Source organism: Providencia alcalifaciens, assembly GCF_020271745.1.
Lineage (GTDB): Bacteria > Pseudomonadota > Gammaproteobacteria > Enterobacterales > Enterobacteriaceae > Providencia > Providencia alcalifaciens_B.
In genome coordinates this window covers 3428310-3447119 of the sequence record NZ_CP084296.1, presented here as the reverse complement: position 1 = coordinate 3447119, position 18810 = coordinate 3428310, and the positions used below count along the sequence as shown (strand labels likewise).

Annotated in this window: 16 protein-coding genes; 4 read left to right on the top strand and 12 right to left on the bottom strand. The window is 44.9% G+C overall.

What is annotated here, in order from left to right; genetic code table 11:
- Positions 1–252: 252 nt before the first annotated feature.
- Positions 253–1347 carry a porin gene (locus LDO51_RS15860; RefSeq protein ID WP_225575345.1) on the top strand — a complete coding sequence of 365 codons (1095 nt, stop codon included), beginning with the start codon at positions 253–255 and terminating at the stop codon, positions 1345–1347.
- Positions 1348–1417: 70 nt separating this feature from the next.
- Here the strand turns inward: LDO51_RS15860 and gss are convergent, their stop codons facing one another.
- Positions 1418–3295, bottom strand: a complete 1878-nt coding sequence (gene gss, locus LDO51_RS15855) for a bifunctional glutathionylspermidine amidase/synthase (RefSeq protein WP_225575344.1) — start codon at positions 3293–3295, stop codon at positions 1418–1420.
- A gap of 173 nt (positions 3296–3468) precedes the next feature.
- Complete coding sequence (locus LDO51_RS15850) at positions 3469–3732, bottom strand: DUF3811 domain-containing protein (protein ID WP_132495964.1); 264 nt, start codon at positions 3730–3732, stop codon at positions 3469–3471.
- A 144-nt stretch (positions 3733–3876) separates the two neighbouring features.
- Here LDO51_RS15850 and mnmH point away from each other — a divergent pair, with 144 nt between their 5' ends.
- Complete coding sequence (mnmH, locus tag LDO51_RS15845) at positions 3877–4971, top strand: tRNA 2-selenouridine(34) synthase MnmH (protein WP_225575343.1); 1095 nt, start codon at positions 3877–3879, stop codon at positions 4969–4971.
- 256 nt (positions 4972–5227) lie between these two features.
- On the opposite strand, the gene LDO51_RS15840 is transcribed toward mnmH, so the two are convergent.
- The 3 genes from LDO51_RS15840 to LDO51_RS15830 form a co-directional block, all read right to left on the bottom strand.
- Positions 5228–5872: a homoserine/threonine efflux transporter gene (locus LDO51_RS15840; protein ID WP_225577291.1), complete on the bottom strand. Its 645-nt coding sequence runs from the start codon at positions 5870–5872 to the stop codon at positions 5228–5230.
- A gap of 112 nt (positions 5873–5984) precedes the next feature.
- The gene (locus LDO51_RS15835) at positions 5985–6443 is read right to left on the bottom strand and encodes a YaiI/YqxD family protein (protein ID WP_154603793.1); all 459 of its coding nucleotides are present in this window, start codon (positions 6441–6443) and stop codon (positions 5985–5987) included.
- A 70-nt stretch (positions 6444–6513) separates the two neighbouring features.
- Positions 6514–7719 (bottom strand): MFS transporter, encoded by a 1206-nt coding sequence (locus LDO51_RS15830; RefSeq protein ID WP_225575342.1) that lies wholly within the window; start codon positions 7717–7719, stop codon positions 6514–6516.
- Between the two features lie 111 nt (positions 7720–7830).
- Between LDO51_RS15830 and LDO51_RS15825 the strand changes: the two genes are divergently transcribed.
- Positions 7831–8418, top strand: a complete 588-nt coding sequence (locus tag LDO51_RS15825; RefSeq protein ID WP_225575341.1) for a TetR/AcrR family transcriptional regulator — start codon at positions 7831–7833, stop codon at positions 8416–8418.
- 57 nt (positions 8419–8475) lie between these two features.
- On the opposite strand, the gene LDO51_RS15820 is transcribed toward LDO51_RS15825, so the two are convergent.
- The 3 genes from LDO51_RS15820 to LDO51_RS15810 form a co-directional block, all read right to left on the bottom strand.
- Complete coding sequence (locus LDO51_RS15820; protein ID WP_225575340.1) at positions 8476–9501, bottom strand: threonine aldolase family protein; 1026 nt, start codon at positions 9499–9501, stop codon at positions 8476–8478.
- 102 nt (positions 9502–9603) lie between these two features.
- On the bottom strand, positions 9604–10245 hold the full coding sequence (gene alkB / locus LDO51_RS15815) for a DNA oxidative demethylase AlkB (RefSeq protein ID WP_225575339.1): 642 nt from the start codon (positions 10243–10245) through the stop codon (positions 9604–9606).
- Positions 10246–10311: 66 nt separating this feature from the next.
- Entirely contained in the window at positions 10312–11190 is an 879-nt protein-coding gene (locus tag LDO51_RS15810; RefSeq protein ID WP_225575338.1) for an EamA family transporter, read from the bottom strand.
- Between the two features lie 84 nt (positions 11191–11274).
- On the opposite strand from LDO51_RS15810, the gene LDO51_RS15805 reads away from it, so the two are divergent.
- Positions 11275–11760, top strand: a complete 486-nt coding sequence (locus LDO51_RS15805; protein WP_225575337.1) for a MarR family winged helix-turn-helix transcriptional regulator — start codon at positions 11275–11277, stop codon at positions 11758–11760.
- Positions 11761–11809: 49 nt separating this feature from the next.
- Here the strand turns inward: LDO51_RS15805 and LDO51_RS15800 are convergent, their stop codons facing one another.
- The 4 genes from LDO51_RS15800 to LDO51_RS15785 all read right to left on the bottom strand — a co-directional run bounded on the left by LDO51_RS15800 (position 11810) and on the right by LDO51_RS15785 (position 18793).
- On the bottom strand, positions 11810–13894 hold the full coding sequence (locus tag LDO51_RS15800) for an SWIM zinc finger family protein (RefSeq protein ID WP_225575336.1): 2085 nt from the start codon (positions 13892–13894) through the stop codon (positions 11810–11812).
- Positions 13891–15051: a VWA domain-containing protein gene (locus LDO51_RS15795; RefSeq protein WP_225575335.1), complete on the bottom strand. Its 1161-nt coding sequence runs from the start codon at positions 15049–15051 to the stop codon at positions 13891–13893. Before LDO51_RS15795 ends, LDO51_RS15800 begins: the two co-directional genes overlap by 4 nt.
- Positions 15044–17602 carry a DUF5682 family protein gene (locus LDO51_RS15790; protein ID WP_225575334.1) on the bottom strand — a complete coding sequence of 853 codons (2559 nt, stop codon included), beginning with the start codon at positions 17600–17602 and terminating at the stop codon, positions 15044–15046. Before LDO51_RS15790 ends, LDO51_RS15795 begins: the two co-directional genes overlap by 8 nt.
- 81 nt (positions 17603–17683) lie before the next feature.
- A complete protein-coding gene (locus LDO51_RS15785; RefSeq protein WP_225575333.1) occupies positions 17684–18793 on the bottom strand; it encodes an ATP-binding protein in 1110 nt (369 codons plus the stop codon).
- Positions 18794–18810 lie beyond the last annotated feature (17 nt).

Genomic DNA, 18810 nt, shown 5'->3' with positions numbered 1-18810 from the left:
TCTAAATGTTGCCACTCTAATTCACTATACGATAATCCTGAAATCCCCTTCCTCCATCTGCACTCCCCAAATAGCAGTTTTACAAAATAATTTACGAGTAATTATATTTCGTTCAGTGGAATCTGCTTATTGAATGATTCTCATTTAATTATTTATTGCCTAAATTATCCTCTTCCATTGATAATATATGCGGTTTATTTCCCATGCATACACAAAATCAACTTATTTATATGTGGTTTAAAGGGTTTTCATATGAAATACAATAAATTAGCAACACTTATCACAACTCTGGCAGTCGCAAGCACAGCTAATGCGGCAGAAGTTTATAACAAGGACGGCAACAAATTTGATGTCTATGGACAAATTGATGTTCGCCACTATATTGCCGACTCAAAAAGTGGTGAAGATGGTGATGATTCACGCGTTCGTTTAGGGTTCCGTGGTGATACGCAAATCAACGATCAACTCACAGGTTATGGCCGTTTTGAATGGGAAACTCCAACCAATAAATCAGAAAGTGACCATGAAAACCAAAACCGTTTAGCTTATGCTGGTTTAAAATTTGCTGATTTTGGTTCATTGGATTACGGACGCAATTATGGTGTGAACTACGATATCAATGCATGGACTGATGTTCTCCCACTTTGGGGCGCAGACACTATGGATCAAGAAGATAACTTCATGATGGGACGCAACCGTAATTTGTTGACTTATCGTAACAATAATATGTTCGGTTATGTTGATGGCTTAAGCTTCGCCCTGCAATACCAAGGTAAAAACGGCGATCACAACAAATCCTCTGGTGAAGATGCACTGAAAAATAACGGTGATGGTTATGGTTTATCCACCGCTTATGAATTAGGTTACGGCGTCACCTTAGGAGGCAGCTATGCAAACTCAAGTCGTACACCAAGCCAACGTGATGGCGCTATTGGTGCAAAAGGCGAACGCGCGCAAGTGTGGAACGTCGGGGGTAAATTTGAGTGGGAAGACCTTTACATCGCAGCTATGTATGGTCAAGCACTGAATGCGACTCGCTACGGAGAAGATGATGCCGAAGCTGTTGCCAATAAAACAGAAAACTTAGAAGTTGTTGCAACTTATACCTTAGATTTCGGTTTGACCCCTTCAATTGGTTATAACCAATCTAAAGGGAAAGATCTTGGCGAATATGGCAGCAAAGATTTAGTGAAATACCTGGCTGTTGGCGCCGCTTATGAGTTCAACAACAATATGTCCGCTGTCGTTGATTACAAAATTAACTTATTGAATAAAAATGAGTTTACTCGTGATCACAACATCAATACGGATAATGTCTTAGGCCTAGGCTTAGTGTACCAGTTCTAATCTATATCTCGAAAGTGGCGCTATCTTCAGTATTCAAGATAGCGCCATTTCTTTACTTTTATTATTATTTTTATTGGTTTTGTTTTAGGTAGTCATCGTCGTCAAGCACCCAAAGCGGTTCTATATCGCTGTCCTTCTTAATGACTAAAGAAGGATCAGAACGTAAACATGCACCACCATAATGCCCACCCACCGTAAATGTACAGACCTGAATATAACGTTCTGCTACTTTCGGTAAACACCATAATTGCTGATAAACATTCTCTTGATGGGCAAATTGCCCACAAGTTTCATCCAGAATATCGTCTTGATGATCAACCAGCCCAATATTATTACCACAGCGCCCCGCAATAGGCTTCACGGCATACCCTGTTTGGCGTAGCTCATCGTTAATCTCAAAATCCGTATCCAATAAATATGGATGATGCGGGAACAGTGACCATAGAATCGGCAGAATTGATTTATTACCGGGGATCACCGTCCATAACGGTTCAAAAACACGAATTTCTGGACGCAACAGCACATCAATCAGCCGGACATCATTATGATGTGGATGACCGGTTCGGATAGGTAAACCAGAAAGGTCACTTTCACTCTCTTGGCGTAACTGCTCCAGAGCAGTTTCCCATGCCCATGTTTTCCATACACATTGAAGCACCCGCCCTTCACCATCCACCACTTGACCCGTTTCATTCCAGACTAACTCATCCAAACCATGGATAATTTTACACTCAAATCCCGCTGCTTTAATGGATTGAGCCATAAACAGAGCGTGATAATCCTCTTCGCTATCCTTATCTTGCATGATGTGAATAAACGGTTTTGCCGTGGTGTGTATCCATGTATCCGTAAGTAATTCTTGCAGTCGTTCACCAGGATTCCAGCCCGCGGTGATATTGCCTACTTTTGACCATTTATCAATAATTAACCCTGTTTCAGTATGGCAAGACGCTGAATCTGCATTGTATTCATAAACTTTCAATCCTCGATGATCCATACAAAAATCAAGGCGCCCCGTCACCATATCATGACGGCGGTTTTGCCATGATAAACGCAAACGCGGCCAGAGAATTTCGGGGATATTGAAAAGTTTCAGTAAGTTGTCATCTTTAAGGACTTTTTCAGTCGCATGCAAATACATCAAATGAACTTCATTTGTTGCCTGCATTAGCTGATTTTCGGCAGTACTGGAAATCGTGAAATATTCGTGAGGGTTGGCATTCAGTTTATGCCCATGGTTAGCTTTCACATAGGCTAATTCAATCGGGTTAGATTCATCTAACCAGCTTTGATTGAAGTTGACTTGGCTATCTAACTGAGTCGCGTGCAGTTCCATCAATTGCGGATTAATTTCAGGTTCTTTATAGGCGTACTGACTATTATCCGTTTGTATCATCCAACCGAGGATCGTGGTATCGGTGAATGTATCAGACAACGTATAACTTCCATTATCGGTGTTTAACGGTAGCTCTCGAGTCCACTGCTGACCCGCAGGGAGTTTATGATGTAAAACATTTTGTTCAACAATTCGAACTTTGTTATCAAGAACTTGGGTAATAATCGCAACATGCCCTGTACGCTCAAATTCCCCCCCTTCAGCCCAAATCAGTAAACTTCCTGCGGTAGGTTTCATTTGGCCGCCATTTTGATACGCGCGTAATGGCAAGATGCTGTCATCCACTACATGACGCAAGAAACGTAATGCAAAAATCTCATACGCCATGCCAACATCTGTGAATACCACACCATAATTGAGATAGAGAAAACGACGAGCAAATTCAACGCATTGCCATTTATATCCCATGTATTCATTATGGATGTAACTGCGAAATGAGATATCGTCCCGTTCACCTAGATCGGGAATGGAACTGTAATTGGAAGAGTAAATTGCAACACCACCGGGGGCGTAGCCAAGTAAAGTGCCAAACGGTTCGTGTTTTTCTGTCATGATCAGACTCCTATTACAGCTCACTGACATTATTTAAATTGCAATTATAAGGATGCTAATAATCAGTATACGCTTGTAATAATCAAAACACTGCGTTTTTTCATAGCATAAAAAAAGCACCTAGTAAGTAGGTGCTTTGTGGTGTCGATGTTGAATTTTATGCGAAAATTTCGTTAGCGATAACCGCGAGTATGGTTATTAGATGACCAGTTATAGGTCGCATTGCTTCCTGTTACACGCTCTTTTTTCTTCTGGGTTCTCAAGGCTTTGGCCTCTTTTTCAACTTCTGCCGAGATTTCGGTAATGATCAATTTTTTGACTTTGCTTTCTTCTGAATTGGTCAACTCGCGCCCTAAACTTTTACGTTCTTGAGCCAGCCGTTGCCTCACCCGCATTCTTTGCGTTTCAGTCATCTCTTGCAGTGTTAGGGTTTTCATGTCATTACTCCTTCGAAAGTTGAAAGACGCCTTCCAATATAGCACTCCGTTCTCTTTTCGTCCCAGATAAGGTGCCATCATCCCTATTTAGGAGTATAGTAGCCTTTATCGAAATCCGAATTGATATGAATCATTTTATTTATTATGGAATTAGCGCTCTCCACACCTGAAATTCGCCAGATCCTTGCTTCTGACACTCCAATCATCGATGTTCGTGCACCTATTGAATTTCAACAAGGTTCAATGCCATCTGCACTCAATTTACCCTTAATGAATGACGATGAACGTACCGCCGTTGGAACCTGTTATAAACAGAAAGGTTCCGATAAAGCCGTCGAAATGGGTCATCAATTAGTCTCTGGTGAATTACGTGAAAACCGGATTAATGCGTGGAAAACTGCCTGTCAACAACACCCTGAAGGTTATCTCTGCTGTGCGCGTGGCGGAATGCGTTCCCATATAGCTCAACAATGGTTAAAAGAAGCGGGTATCGAATATCCGCTTATTAATGGGGGTTATAAAAATTTACGCCAAACAGCCATTGATGCCATTAACGAACTCGCTCAGCGCCCAGTAATATTAATTGGTGGTTGCACCGGAAATGGCAAAACGCTATTAGTTCAAAGCCTTGAAGATAGTATTGACCTAGAAGGTATTGCTCATCATCGTGGCTCCTCCTTTGGTCGTACCTTAGAAGCCCAATTTTCTCAGGCCACCTTTGAAAATCATTTAGCGGTTTCCATGTTAAAAAAATCCCCTAATCATAATCGCTGGGTACTTGAAGATGAAGGACGAGCCATTGGCGTGAACAGCCTTCCCGATTCACTACGCCAAGCAATGGAAACAGCAACAATTGCGGTGGTTGAAGACCCAATTGAGCGCCGGATGGAAAGGTTAAAAGAGGAATATTTTGACCGAATGACTCACGATTTTCTTGCTGCATTTGGTGAAGAACATGGTTGGAATGCCTACAGTGAATACCTACACCATGGTCTGCATGCCATCCGTAAACGTTTAGGTTCCCAGCGAGCAATCGAGCTAACTAAGCTCCTTGATGATGCGCTGATTGCTCAACGTAAAACGAAAAAAACAGACGTTCATTTCTCATGGCTTACACCACTTCTTCATGAATATTATGACCCGATGTACCGCTATCAGTTGAGCAAAAAACAGGATCGAATTGTTTTCAAAGGAACATTTGAAGAAGTCACTGAGTGGGTGCAGTCCACCGCTGAATAATGTTATACATGTTCTTCAATATCAAAATAAGGTGACAGCGTCACCTTATTGACCATTTTAAGTCTGTTTAACGCAATAACTCGCCCACGAAAAACAGTGAACCCAATATCAAACAGCACCCGGAACTGACATCCCAAAATAGATCGCTATTGCCTTTGAAGCGGCTTTTGAACAGTGGGAATATTACCGCTATTCATGTCAGAACAGCCACCAAATACAATGCAGTTATTCCCATTAATAACCCTTTCATCGAGACTTATTTTTTAAAGGCAATCTCAGTGATACCTTGGTAAATTAATTTAGACGCTAACCCGCCTAAAACCAATCCGACTACTTTGCCTATCACTTTATGGATACGGGAATAAGTGCGTCTTACCGAAGATAATGAAAATGTCTGGCATAAGATAATACGCCAAATTAGAGAAACCACCACGATTCCTAGCCAAATCAAAAGTTTAGTCCATAATGGTGTCGAAGATGAAATCGTAGTAGAGAAAATACTCATGAAAAATAGAACGGTTTGAGGGTTAGATAAGTCAGCAATTAACCCTCGACGAAAATAAACACCTGTTGGAAAATTTTCTGTATTTTTTCCGGTGGCAAGAGACAGTTGCGTTTTATTTCGAAAGACACTGATCGCGTAATACAATAAATATAATCCACCCAAAATCTTAATCAGAGAAAATAGCGACTCAAACTGGGTCATTAATGCCACCAGCCCAAATAGCCCTAATCCTGAATAAATCGCATCCCCCAGAACAACCCCAAAACCACAAGTTAATCCGGCTTTTTTACCTGAACTTAATGTCGTCTGAACCACCGTAAATAAGTTGGCACCGGGGTTAAAAAAGGTCAAAACAAACAAAAACAACGTAATCAGAATGCTGTGTAGTGGATCCATCATGGTGTCTCACATTAACGGAGGATTTTTTATTATAGACAGGGATAACCCTTCGTGGTGCAACCTACGTCAGGTTATTGAAAATCCACCGTATGTGAACGAACTAAAAACACTATCCCAACGATTTTCGACGTTGCAGCAGCCACTTATCCAATTCATTTGCAAATTGTTGGCGATCACGTTGGTTTAAGCTAGCAGGCCCCCCTGTTTGCACGCCGCTAGCTCGCATCGTATCCATAAAATCTCTAATGGTCAGACGTTCACGGATAGTAGCTTCACTGTAACGCTCACCTCGAGGATTCAACGCTACCGCGCCCTTTTCCATCACTTCCGCCGCTAACGGAATATCGGCAGTAATCACTAAATCGCCTGCTTGAGCGCGTAAAACAATCTCATTATCTGCAACATCAAACCCTGCGGGAACTTGCAGCGTTTTTAAAAATAAAGAAGGAGGAACCGATAAACGCTGGTTCGCCACAAATGTAATTTGCACTTTTTCTCTATCTGCTGCGCGATATAGCACTTCTTTAATCACTTTAGGGCATGCATCCGCATCCACCCAAATCACCATCATTGACATATAACCTATCTATTTCATCTTTAAAAAATTAATGGTGAGCATAATAGCATGACGCAGTCTTTTAAGAGGAACAAACTGCCGTTTCTTGTCGCGTCAATAACCCGTAACTCACGAGTGAGCACAGCACCACCAAAATACCGCCAGCAATAGCAACCCAATATCCTGCATAAATTCCGAGCTCATCCACCATTTTACCTGAAAGCATCGCCCCGAATGCCACGCCAATATTCAGTCCCGCTAGCAGCCATGTCATCCCTTCCGTTAAACGGTGATCGGGAACAATATTCTCCACCAGCGACATACCGATAATCATCGTTGGTGCAAAAAATAACCCTGATATAAACATTACCATCGCCAGTGACCAAATTCCCCCAACCCAAAGCAACGGAATAATCGACAGCAATGTCAGAACACCACTGATTAGTAACATACGCGGCAAAGGCATTGATAAACGCATTCCGCCAAATAGCACCCCCATCACACAAGAACCAATGGCATACAGCGATAACACTAAACTCGCCATCGCCGGCTGTCCTTGCATCTGTGCCAGCGTCACACTCAGAATATCAACGGTTCCCACAATCACACCCAGCGAAATCATCAGAATAATCAACAGTTGCAAACTTGGCAGGCGCAGAATAGACGCCTTCGTGCTCATCATCTGGTGCCTATCGACTAAGGTAGGCTCCGTTTTACGTTGAGAAACTAAAAGTAAAACGCCCAACAATAATAAAATACCCGCAATCATAATTCCCGCTTGTGGAAACAGTGCCACGGTCAGTCCGACGGATAAGGGAGGCCCTACAATAAATGTTAAATCATCGAGTACGGTTTCCAATGAATACGCAGTTTGTAGTAGCGGATCCCTTTTATAGATTTGCGTCCATCTCGCGCGGATCATCGCCGACATACTCGGCATAAAGCCCGACAGAAACGCCCCTAAAAATAACCAAATATAAGAAAGCTCTAACCACGTTGACATCACGATCAGCCCCATGCCCAGAACACTAATAAAAGTCACTAACGGCAATACGCGAAACTGACCATGGCTATCCACCCAGCGAGAAACCTGCGGCGATAATAAGGCGTATGTCAGAACAAACGTCGCCGACACACCGCCTGCCAGTGCATAACTACCTTGCAGCATGGACAACAGGGTAATAATTCCTATGCCCATCATGGGTAACGCTAAACGAGCCAAAAGCCCTGCTAAGGCAAATTGGATGCTTCCTGAAGCGTGAAAAAGTTGTTGGTATCGGCTTAGCATGCAGTCTCTCCATAATAAAAATTAAATATATATACGGTGCGTATGTATAAAAATGATATATTGATACGAGGTGAATGTAAATAATCATACACAATGTATGTAAGAGGTTTTATGGCAAGACGAACACAAGCCCAAATGGAACAAACTCGCGCCCTATTACTGGCGACAGCACGGGATTTCTTCTGCCGTTTAGGTTATGCAGAAACATCAATGGATGATTTAACGGCCAGTGTTGAACTGACTCGCGGTGCGCTATACCACCACTTTGGGGGCAAACAGGGGTTATTCTTGGCGGTTGTCGAACAGATTGATGCTGAAATGAACCAACGTTTACAGACAATTACGGACAACAGCGATGATCTGTGGTCAAGCTTTCAACAACGCTGTCACGCCTATTTAGAAATGGCACTCGAACCTGAATATCAGCAAGTGATCTTACGCGATGCCAAAGCGGTGTTAGGGGAAGCCATCACAAAATCTAACTTACAATGTGCGGATGCCATTGAAAAAATCATCGCCAAGCTGGTAGAAGATAATGTTATTGCCAACGTAGAGCCTCGCGCCCTCGCAGCATTACTGAATGGGGGGTTATCCGAAGCAGCGTACTGGATAGCACAAGATAAAAGTGAAATGCGGTTAAAACAGAGTATTGCTAGCATTGATGTGTTACTGAATGGATTAAAAGCCCCTGCTAAATAAATCCCAGATAACGAAGGTAAGCCCAAAGTCCACATAGTGGGCTTACCCGTGGCTCAATTAACGCAGTGACTTAAATACGCTAATAAATTTTTCAACATCTTGTTCGCTTGTGGACCATGAAGTACACAGGCGCACGCAGGTTTTACCTGCTTCTGGCGCAGGCATGCTACTTAATACGTAATGTTCTAATAACTTTTTCGCTAAATCATCCGGTAGCACCACAAACACTTGGTTTGATTCAACTGGTGCTAAGAACTCAAAACCTTGCTGAGTAAAGAATGCCGCTAAATGCATCGCCATATCATTGAGATGCTTACCCAATTTGAAATAAAGGTCATCTTCAAACAAAGCTTTAAATTGTGCCGCTAATAACCAACCTTTTGCCTGCAATCCCCCTTTTTGCTTGATGCTAAAGCGAAAATCAGATTTTAAGCTTGGGTTTAAAATTACCAGGATTTCACCGGTTAATGCACCTATCTTAGTGCCACCGATATAAAAAATATCCGTCAACTGAGCGATATCTTCAATCGTTACGTCGCTCGCATGGGACATTAAGCCGGAGGCTAAACGCGCACCATCCATAAACAGCCATAAACCATGCTCATCACACACTTTGCGCAGCGCAATCAGTTCGTCTTTACGGTATACCGTACCAATCTCTGTCGAGTTGCTGATATACACCAATTTGGGCTGTACGCAGTGCTCATCGGTATGATGTGCTAAAACGTGTTCAATCAGCGCTGGGGTTAACTTACCTGATGCGGAAGGAACGGTGAAAACTTTATGCCCTGTGGCTTCAATCGCCCCCGTTTCATGTACCGCGATATGCCCTGAATCTACCGCGATAGCCGCCTGATGAGGTCTTAATACATGGGAAATAGTCGTTAAATTAGTGATCGTGCCACCATTAAAGAAATGGATATCTGCATCTGGGCGTCCAATGCGCTGTTTAATTTGCTCAGCGACACTGGCACATAACGTATCGGTACCATACCCTTCAAAGCGCTTGCCCGCCAAACTGTTGAGTTCTTCCATTACTGCTGGATGCGCTATTTCATTATAATCATTAATAAAACTGTACATTGGCGACCTACCGTTAAGTCATGTTGTATTAAAAACAGGCCAACAGTTATATGCGTATCTCATTCAATATTCAATGATATTTTTTAGATGCTCACATTGGCATTATATTATTGATTGCGAACGCCTGAAGGTCAGATTAAAACGATAAGCCCCAAGCTGAGGATGAACACCTGATTTAATTTGACGTACTCCGTGGTAATAGAGCCGCGAACGTCCGCCCCACACCAAAACATCACCATGCTCCAACAGAATTGTTTGGCGCGGATGTTCTCGCATCTCGCCACCAAAATCAAAAATAGTCGGCAACCCTAATGAAAAAGAGACAATCGGCTGGGAAAAATCCGCTTCATCTTTATCTTGATGTAGCGACATTTTAGCCCCCACACCATAGCGGTTAATGAGGCAGGCATCAGGAACAAAGTGAGAGAATCCCGCTTTTTCAGCCGCATTTATCGCCAGCTGTTGAAATAATGCGGGCATAATGGGCCATGGCTGCTGAGTCATCGGGTCTACAGAGGAATATCGGTAGCCTTTATTATCCGTCACCCAGCCCCAATCACCGCAATTGGTCATCGCCACAGACATGGCGTACCCGCCAGGGGTTTGCATATGACGCAAAGGCGCTTGAGCAATCACCTCAAACAATGCAGCCAATAGCGGCTCCCCTTGCCCAAGCAAAAAGCCCTTAAGGAGGTAAGCGTCTGGCGCAATCTCAATCGTATTTTCTTCATCAGGAAATAACATAGTCACCACACCCACACATATAGCCACCACGCATTAAAAATGGGCACCTAGAAGTACCCTTGATATTTAAACGGCTTGTTGCTGCCTTTTCAATGCCAATTTACGCTCTGCTTTTTGGCTCCCCCAAACGCTGAGTAAAATCACCAACATGCCGAGCAACTGTAACGGACTCAGCTGCTGGTCAAGCCATAGCCACCCGAGAATAACCGCACTCATCGGGCTTAAAAAACCGAGTGATGCTACCGAACCTGGCCCTAATATAGCGAGGCCTCTGAACCATAATGCATACGTCAGTGCGCCACCAATCAAGGTTAAATAACTCAGCCCCGCGATATTTAACACACTCAAGGAAGGTAACGCAGGTTCAAGTAACAGCGCAAACGGCAGTAAGACTAATCCACCTGCGGTTAATTGCCACGAGGTAAAGGTTAATGCTGAAACGGGTGGCTGCCAGCGACGGCTCAATACCGTTCCTGCTGCCATAGAAAATGCCCCAGCTAAACCTGCAATAATCCCGGTTAAATCTAACGCGGCACTTGGCGTCAATAATAAAATAGCCACCCCGAAAATCCCGCTCAGTGCGGCAAATATCGAAATACTCGATAGCGGGCTGCTTAATAGCCAACGGCTAAGGAATAACACTATCAGCGGTTGAATCGCCCCCACCGTTGCCGCCACGCCACCCGGTAAACGGTATGCGGAGATAAACAATAGCCACCAAAATAACGAGAAATTTAAAATGCCGAGAATCAGTACCCGTCCCCACCAAATCCCCTGAGGTAATTTGCGTAAAAATAGTAAAAGTAACAATCCTGCGGGTAAGGCGCGGAGCATGGCTAACGTCAACGGCATACCCGTAGGCAGCATTTCCGTCGTCACCAAGTAGGTACTTCCCCATACAATCGGTGCTAATGCCGTTAAAAACAGAACCCAATATCTATTCATGTATACGCTCACGTTGATTTATCTTGAGGTCAAGATAAATTCAAACTACCTTGACGTCAAGATAGATTATTGTATGATTTGCCGATGGATAGAATCGATAAAATCACTCAACAGTGGGAACGTGAACGCCCCGATCTTGATATCAGCGCCATGGGGCTGATTGGTCGCTTAGGCAACGTTGCCCATCACCTGACCCGTGAAATGGAAAAGGTATTTGCCCAATTTGGTCTAAACCGATCAAGTTTTGACGTGCTTGCCACTTTGCGCCGTGCAGGTTCCCCCTACACACTATCTCCCAGTGAGATGCTCTCCACCTTGATGGTGACATCGGGCACCATGACCAACCGTATCGATCAGCTCGAGAAAGCCGGTTATGTCGCGCGTCATGTGAACCCGGATGATGGGCGCGGTTTTTTGGTGAGTTTAACAACTGAAGGGTTAGATATAATTAACCAAGTGGTCACCGCCCATACCGAAAATCAATCCCGTTTGGTGGCGTCACTGTCGAATGAAGAGCAGCAAGCGTTGAATCAGCTATTACGAACGTTTCTAGGTCATTTAGAATCATGAAACTTTTAGAGGGGAATTCCTTTTCCCCTCTCTGTTTTTACGGGCTAAATTAGCTATTCAGCTCAAAAGGCATCAATTTTTGCGAACGCTCAAATTGATCGCAAAGATACACCAAGCGCAATAAATTTTCGGCGGTTTGATTTTCCCGTTTTAAACTTTCCTGTTTTAAATAATGCGCCAGTTGCTTGGCAAACCACAACATCCCCAAATCCTGCAATGTACTGACCACAAAGTTTAACTCGTCAATTTGACTTGCTGATAACTGCGCACGCCCCGTGCAGCTTTGTGTTTCCAATACCGCCAAGATTGGACGGGTAATCTGCTGTGCCAGTGTTGGCACTGGCGCAAATGCCGTGCGGTCTTGCTGCTTTTTCGCCATATATTCGGCAATCGACGTCATAAACTTGGATGACTGTTTTTTCCGAGGTACCGATTCAAAATCGAGGTAGAATAGCTCGATACCCTGCTCTTTTTTCAACCAAAGGGTTTTCGGCGTAAGCTGTAATTGCTGCTGAGACTCGCTGACTTGAACAGATACCGCACTAATTTCCCAACCTTTCTGAGTGATAAAACGCAGTTCTTCAATTTTGTGATTTTCTGTGCCTTGCCAATTTAATCGCAAAAATGCCCGATTCTGGTTCCCATCCAGCACCGCCCAACTGACGCACTGCTCGATTTCATTCCAATGTAGCGGTTCGTAGCTATCGATATGCAGCACAACAGGCTCAAACTGGGTATCATCGGTGAGCGCATTGAAATAGGCCGTAGCTGCTTTCCAATCCTTAAACCCCAGCTCACTTTTCAATGCTTGGTAATCATCGAATGAAATGTGCGGCGCTTGGCTAACTGCACTGTTACTGACGGCATAACTATCGCCGCTAACCGCAAGTTTACCTTCATCGGATAAGCGCGGATTATGCAGTTCAAAGCCGCTGCGCATCAGGTTATCTGCCGTCTGCTTCCAAATGGCTAACGTTTGCCAGACACTGTGACGGGTGAAATTCGGGTCGAGGGTATTGGCGCGCGCTTGGCTACACTGCACCACTTTTTTCTCTTGGTTATCCCAAAAACTAAACGTTCCCCCAATAGCGCCACTTTGGGTTTGCCACCATTCGGCATTAATTGGGATCAAAGAGAGAATGTCCGTTTTACTATCATATTGGCGACGACCAAAAGCGCGCAATTGCGCAATTTTATCGTCGTTGGCGTGGGTTAATTGGTAAAGATAGCCACTGATCTGCGCGATAAACCGCAAAACTTGCCCTTCATCCATCGTGAAATGGCGCTGGGCTAATAATTTCACTTGATAGCTTAAACGCTTTAAATAGTTCGCCAAGCGAGGCAAACCTTCCGCACGCGCCGACATATTCAATAAATGCAATTGCGCAGCGCTGCTTTGACTTATATGGGAAAGCCCCTGACGCAGCATATCGTGAATAAAACGCTGGATAGTCGCAATGACTACTTGCTCATCGTCACTTAATGCTAACGTAACCTCGCGGTTAGGCATGAGATCGTCAGGCCAATTCCACGGCTGGTTATGCTGAAGAAATACCTTAGCGATCGCCGCCAAATGGAGGGCTTTTTGCTGCTTCTCCGGTAATGAAGACAGCATTCCTTGAAAGCCATTACCCCGAATATAGATAATTGGCTCATCATAATGAGGGATAGTTATTTTCAACTGATTCGATTGGTCGTCCAAGATCACTGCATGATCTTGCCAATCCTGCAAGATCTTCACTGCCAAGCGGCAATCTGGCTTACTGTTTTGCTTGATTAATGCGGGAACATCGAATGCCAGCAGCTCGGGTAATAGTGGTTCAATATCGACAGATTCCAAACTATCTTCTGTAGAATCAATCGATTGTTCATCGCTGTTTGTTTGTACCCAAAGCACCGCAGCCAGAATATGTTTGCAGCAACCCGAGGCCGAACAGTCGCAGCTGGCTTTTTGCACCCCTTGAGGATCTAACGTGACTTGCTGACCGTCACTGGTAAAAGTTCCATCCGCTAAACAAACCGGAGAAACTTTACCACTTTCCAGATCCTTACGGGCGCGGCGCAGCAATCCGACGTTGGCAAATATGGCTAATGCGTCGTCATCATAATGTAAATAAACGGTTTTCCAACTCATTGCATCACCTCAGCCAGCCAGTGAGCAAAATGCTCCGGGGTTAACGCCGCCACACTCATACCGCGATCCGCCAGCTTCTGGGCAATCTCTGTATCATAAACCGGCAATGCATCATCATCTAAAGCGGCGAGTCCCAACAATTTCACTTGCTGGCTATTCAAACGCTCCGTGCAATTAAGCAGGTTATTCAACGCCCCGCCTTCTTCAAAGTCGCTGATCAGGGAAATCACCGTGCGTTTCGGGTTGCGGATCAAACTCTCGCAATAATGCATCGCTTTGGCGATATCCGTCCCACCGCCGAGCTGTACTGTCATTAATACTTCCACCGGATCGTGAGCTAAATGACTGAGATCCACCACTTGGGTATCAAATACCACCAAAGAGACTCGTACCGTCGGTAATGCCGCTAAAATACTGGCGCACACCGCCGCATACATAATCGAACTCGCCATCGATCCACTTTGGTCAACGCACAAAATCACATCCCACGGTAAATGCTGTTGCTGGCGGGAGTTAAAATACGGGGTTTTAATTACTAAGCGCTGATTTTGTTGATCATAATTCTTTAGATTCGCAGCAATCGTAGCTCGCCAATCGAAATTACGGCTATTGGGGAGCAGCGATCGCTTAAAACGGTTACGACGCCCTGTTAACGCTTGACGAAATTGGTTTCGCATCTGGCTTAAAATATCATCCACCACTTTGCGAATAATATTCTTCACCGCATCCCGCGTCTCTTCGCTCATTTTACCGCGCAAACTTAATAAGGATTTGGCTAAAGCTTTGGTGGGCTCCATCGCATTCAAGGCTTGCGGACTTTTTAGTAAGCTACTGATTTCATAACGCTCTAATGCCTGTGACTGCATTCGCTCAAAGGTGCTGTTTGGGAACAATTTACGGGCTTGATTCAACCAGTTCACCGCCGTCAATTGGGAAGCATCTAACGAGCCATGGCGACCGCCTTCTTGGCGTAAACCACGACGCTGATATTCACGACGATATAAAAAATCCAATGACCGCTCGATTTTAAGCTCATCGCCATTTAGCGCCGCCTGTCCCAATGCACCATCCGCATATTGACCTAAAATAAGGCGCCAGCGTTTCGCTAATTGAAGCTGCTCTTCGGTTAATTGCGTGTCTTCTGGCTGTTTATCCATGAGATAGCCCCTCATGTTGCAGTTCAAACCACTCGGTTAACCCTTGATTTTCAAGCTGATGCTGAATTTTTTGTTCTAATTCCATGGCTTGGAGTAATTGTTGCTGATTAAATTGTGTCTGATGGAGAGTTAAATCTTGAGTATCCATCGATAATTTTTGTGCGACCACCCGCGCCATTTGTGCATTCTGTTTCGGGGTTAATTGGCTAAACGCAAAGCGCAGATCCGGTAACACTTGCAAGAAACGCCCATCATCCCACTCACTCAATAGTTCGTTGAGTAGCTCAATTAATAGGGGTAAACGCACAACTAATTCCGGTGCGGTGCGCATAATGCCGATAAAATAGCCGATAGCCAGTTCTGGGTCGCTACCTAAACTAAACGTTCGCTGAATTTCCTGGGTCAGCACCGATTCATCAATCTGCCCACCCAGATAACGAATGGCATCCACCGCACCTTTAATCAACGGCACGTGATTAAGTCGCCCATCCAACCGGCTCAATTGTGCATAAAATTCTGCGGAATAATCCGTATCGCGGTTAATTTCCGGCATAAAGGTGATTAATTCACGGCAAGACAGTAACGCATTAAAATAGTGTTCTTGCTGCTGTTCATCCCCTTGAGCCACCTGATCTAAGCAGAAAAAGGCTTGAGAGAGTACTTTATCAATCCGCTGTTTGATCCCCGTTTCTTCTTCAAGATCAAAGAAGCTACGCCCGCGCCATAGGTGTACCAGTTTATGACCACAGGCCACCAATGATTCAAACTGGCTATCTTGCTGAATATAGCTATCTAATAACGTAAATAACGTTGGAATGCGCTGATGAAGCCCAATCAATGCTGCTTGCATCAGCAATGTCACCGCACTTTGGCTCGAGCGGCTGACGCCTTGCTCTTCAAGTTGCTTTTCCATCGCTAAAATTTTATTCAGTGCAATGGTTTTTAATTGGGTGCCTTTTTCAGAAAGCGCGATCAGCTCCCCTTCCACATTTGGCGTCCACGCGTATTGCCACTCTTCAAACAGTAAATCCATCTGGTTACCCGAAAGAAAATTAGGCCCAGAAAGCGGTTTGGCGAAGTGGATCTCTAAGAAACTCAAAAGATGCAGAAAACGGCTGCGCAAGCGGTGTTGCTTATTACGATATACGTCTAAGCGGCTGACTTTGGTTAACGTGTCGTCCAGTTTAAAGCGGAACGCTTTCGCCAGTGAATAGGTTTCAGAAACTAATGGCGGTGTGATGGTTCCTTTGGGGATCTGCCCCAAGGTAAAACCAGAAAAACAGGTTTTGATTTGCTGCCACAGTTCATCTTGGCTTTCATCTAAGCTGCCTTTGATAAACGCACTTTGCAGCCCATCCAATAAATCATAGCGACCAGCACCCGTGTGCCCACGAAATGCGGCAAGTCTCAGGCTCTGTTCTGCGGCGAGTTTGACGGATAAAAAACCCGGCGCTGCATCAAATTGCTTTTCCCGTAACACTTCAGCCACGTAAGCCAAAAACTCAATGCCGAGCTGATTTCGATAAGCCACCGTGGCAACCACTTTTTGCTGAACTTGATCGGTGCGTTGCGCCAGCATCCCTTCCCACATTTTTTGATAAAAGGCTGGCGAAGGCATACCGGAAGCGTAACCATTTAATGCATCGAGTCGGTCAAAGCTATAACGGATAAGCCAAGCGCTGTCGCGGTCTGCCAACTTTTGCTGAGCCGTAAATTGCTTTTGTTGCTCTGAAGAGAGTTTAAATTGCTGTGCCGCCGCATCCCCTAGCCCTTCAATCAGCGCCAAGGTATGAAACCCGCCCGTCACGACCACAATTTTCGCGTTTGGCTCTGCGGCTTTAATGGTTTGAATGTGCGCTTGCATATGGACTTCACGCTGAATTGAACCCTCCGAAGCCAATACTTCCGGCTCGTAATCCAAACGTGCCAAGGCACACCAAATAAAGCTATCGCGCAAGAAATCGGTCCAATTGGCAACCGACGTTAACGGGCGCAACTCAAACAAATGTTCCCACAGTTCATCGTGGTCACGGCACCCACACTTTTTCGCTAACTGAGCAATAAATAAGCTATGAGCAAGGTAGCGTTCCCGTTGCAGGCTTTGATGCTGGCTTTCGCCTGCCAGATCAAGTTCCACCTGCGCAGTCCATGGCAAGTCGATAAAACGCAGTTGAGCTTGATGCTGTTGCCCGACGTGTAATGCTTGCCATTCAGGGGAATATTCACAAAATGGGAAATACGCCGATCGCGTGACAGCGTCACTTTCATCTGATTCAGTAGGCGCACTTTTCAGGGTAGTCTGCCCCATAATCGCCACGGGCGGACGTGTATCACCATCCAATAAACCCGCAATTAATGGGTTAAAACTGTCAGGACCCTCTATCAGCACATAGTCAGGCTTAACCTGTTCAATTAAGCTCAATACGCTGTAAGCACAGGCGGGACTATGGTGACGAACCGGCGCAAAATAGAGCTGTTGCTCCCCCAGTGTTTTCCACTGTTCAAGTGCCTGCTGTAGCCGTTCTGGCAATGTGATGTTTGATAAACTCACCGATGATGTCTCTCATAGGGACAGTGTGGTGATGTATTCACCACCACACTATGACGAAGAATATTATTGCGACAACGGATATTATTGCCAGAATTCACGGGATGCATCGAAAAAGGCTTTCCATGCTTCGCTCTGTTTCGCACGTTCGCGGGCAACGTTATCAATGTAATAACGCATCCGTTTGATATCATCCGCATTATCTTTGAGTACCACACCAATCAGCTGACGCGCGACAGCGCCTGCACTCAGTGTTCCATCCCCCAAATAGTGGGCTTCCAATGCACAGGCATAGGCGATGTTAACCGCTTCCGCCGTAGACATCACCGCATCTGGGGTTTTAATACTTCCGCCATCTTTGGTATTGCCCGAACGTAATTCTTGGAACGTCGTGACTAATAATTCGATCACATCTGTTGGGACAGTCACTTTGCCGTCCAGCTCACCCAGTTCAACGGTCAATTGCTTGTTGATCAGTTCAATTTCAAATGCCGGATCTTGGATGGGTTTGACCGTTTCGAAATTAAATCGACGCTTAAGTGCCGATGACATTTCATGTACACCGCGGTCACGTAAGTTGGCAGTCCCAATCAAGTTAAAGCCTGATTTGGCGCTGATCCGTGCATTATCTTTCATCTCGGGGATCATCATTTGCTTTTCTGACATCATGCTGACCAGCACATCCTGAATTTCAGGTGGGCAGCGAGTGATCTCTTCAAAACGTACAATTTTGCCGTGTTGCATTCCTTGGTAGAGCGGTGAACTCACTAAGGCTTTTTCTGTTGGACCTTCCGCCAATAGCAGCGCGTAGTTCCACGAATATTTAATATGATCTTCTGTGGTACCCGCTGTGCCTTGAATGGTTAAACCGGAGTCACCACTGATCGCCGCCGCTAATAACTCGGACAACATAGATTTTGCGGTACCCGGCTCCCCCACCAGCATTAACCCTTGTTTACCCAGTAAAGTTACAATGGCGCGATCAACCAGCGCATCGTCACCAAAAAATTTAGGGGTAATTTGCAGTGCTTCATCCCCAAGAATAAATTGACGTACCGCCCGCGGGGAGCGTAGCCAACCTTGTGGTTTTGGGTTGTCTTTATCCGCTTGGGTTAATCGTTCTAATTCATCCGCAAAGCGTACTTCTGCGCTTTCACGCAGAACACTTTCCGTTACTTTTTTCGCCTTAGCCATGTTTAATTTCCTAAATT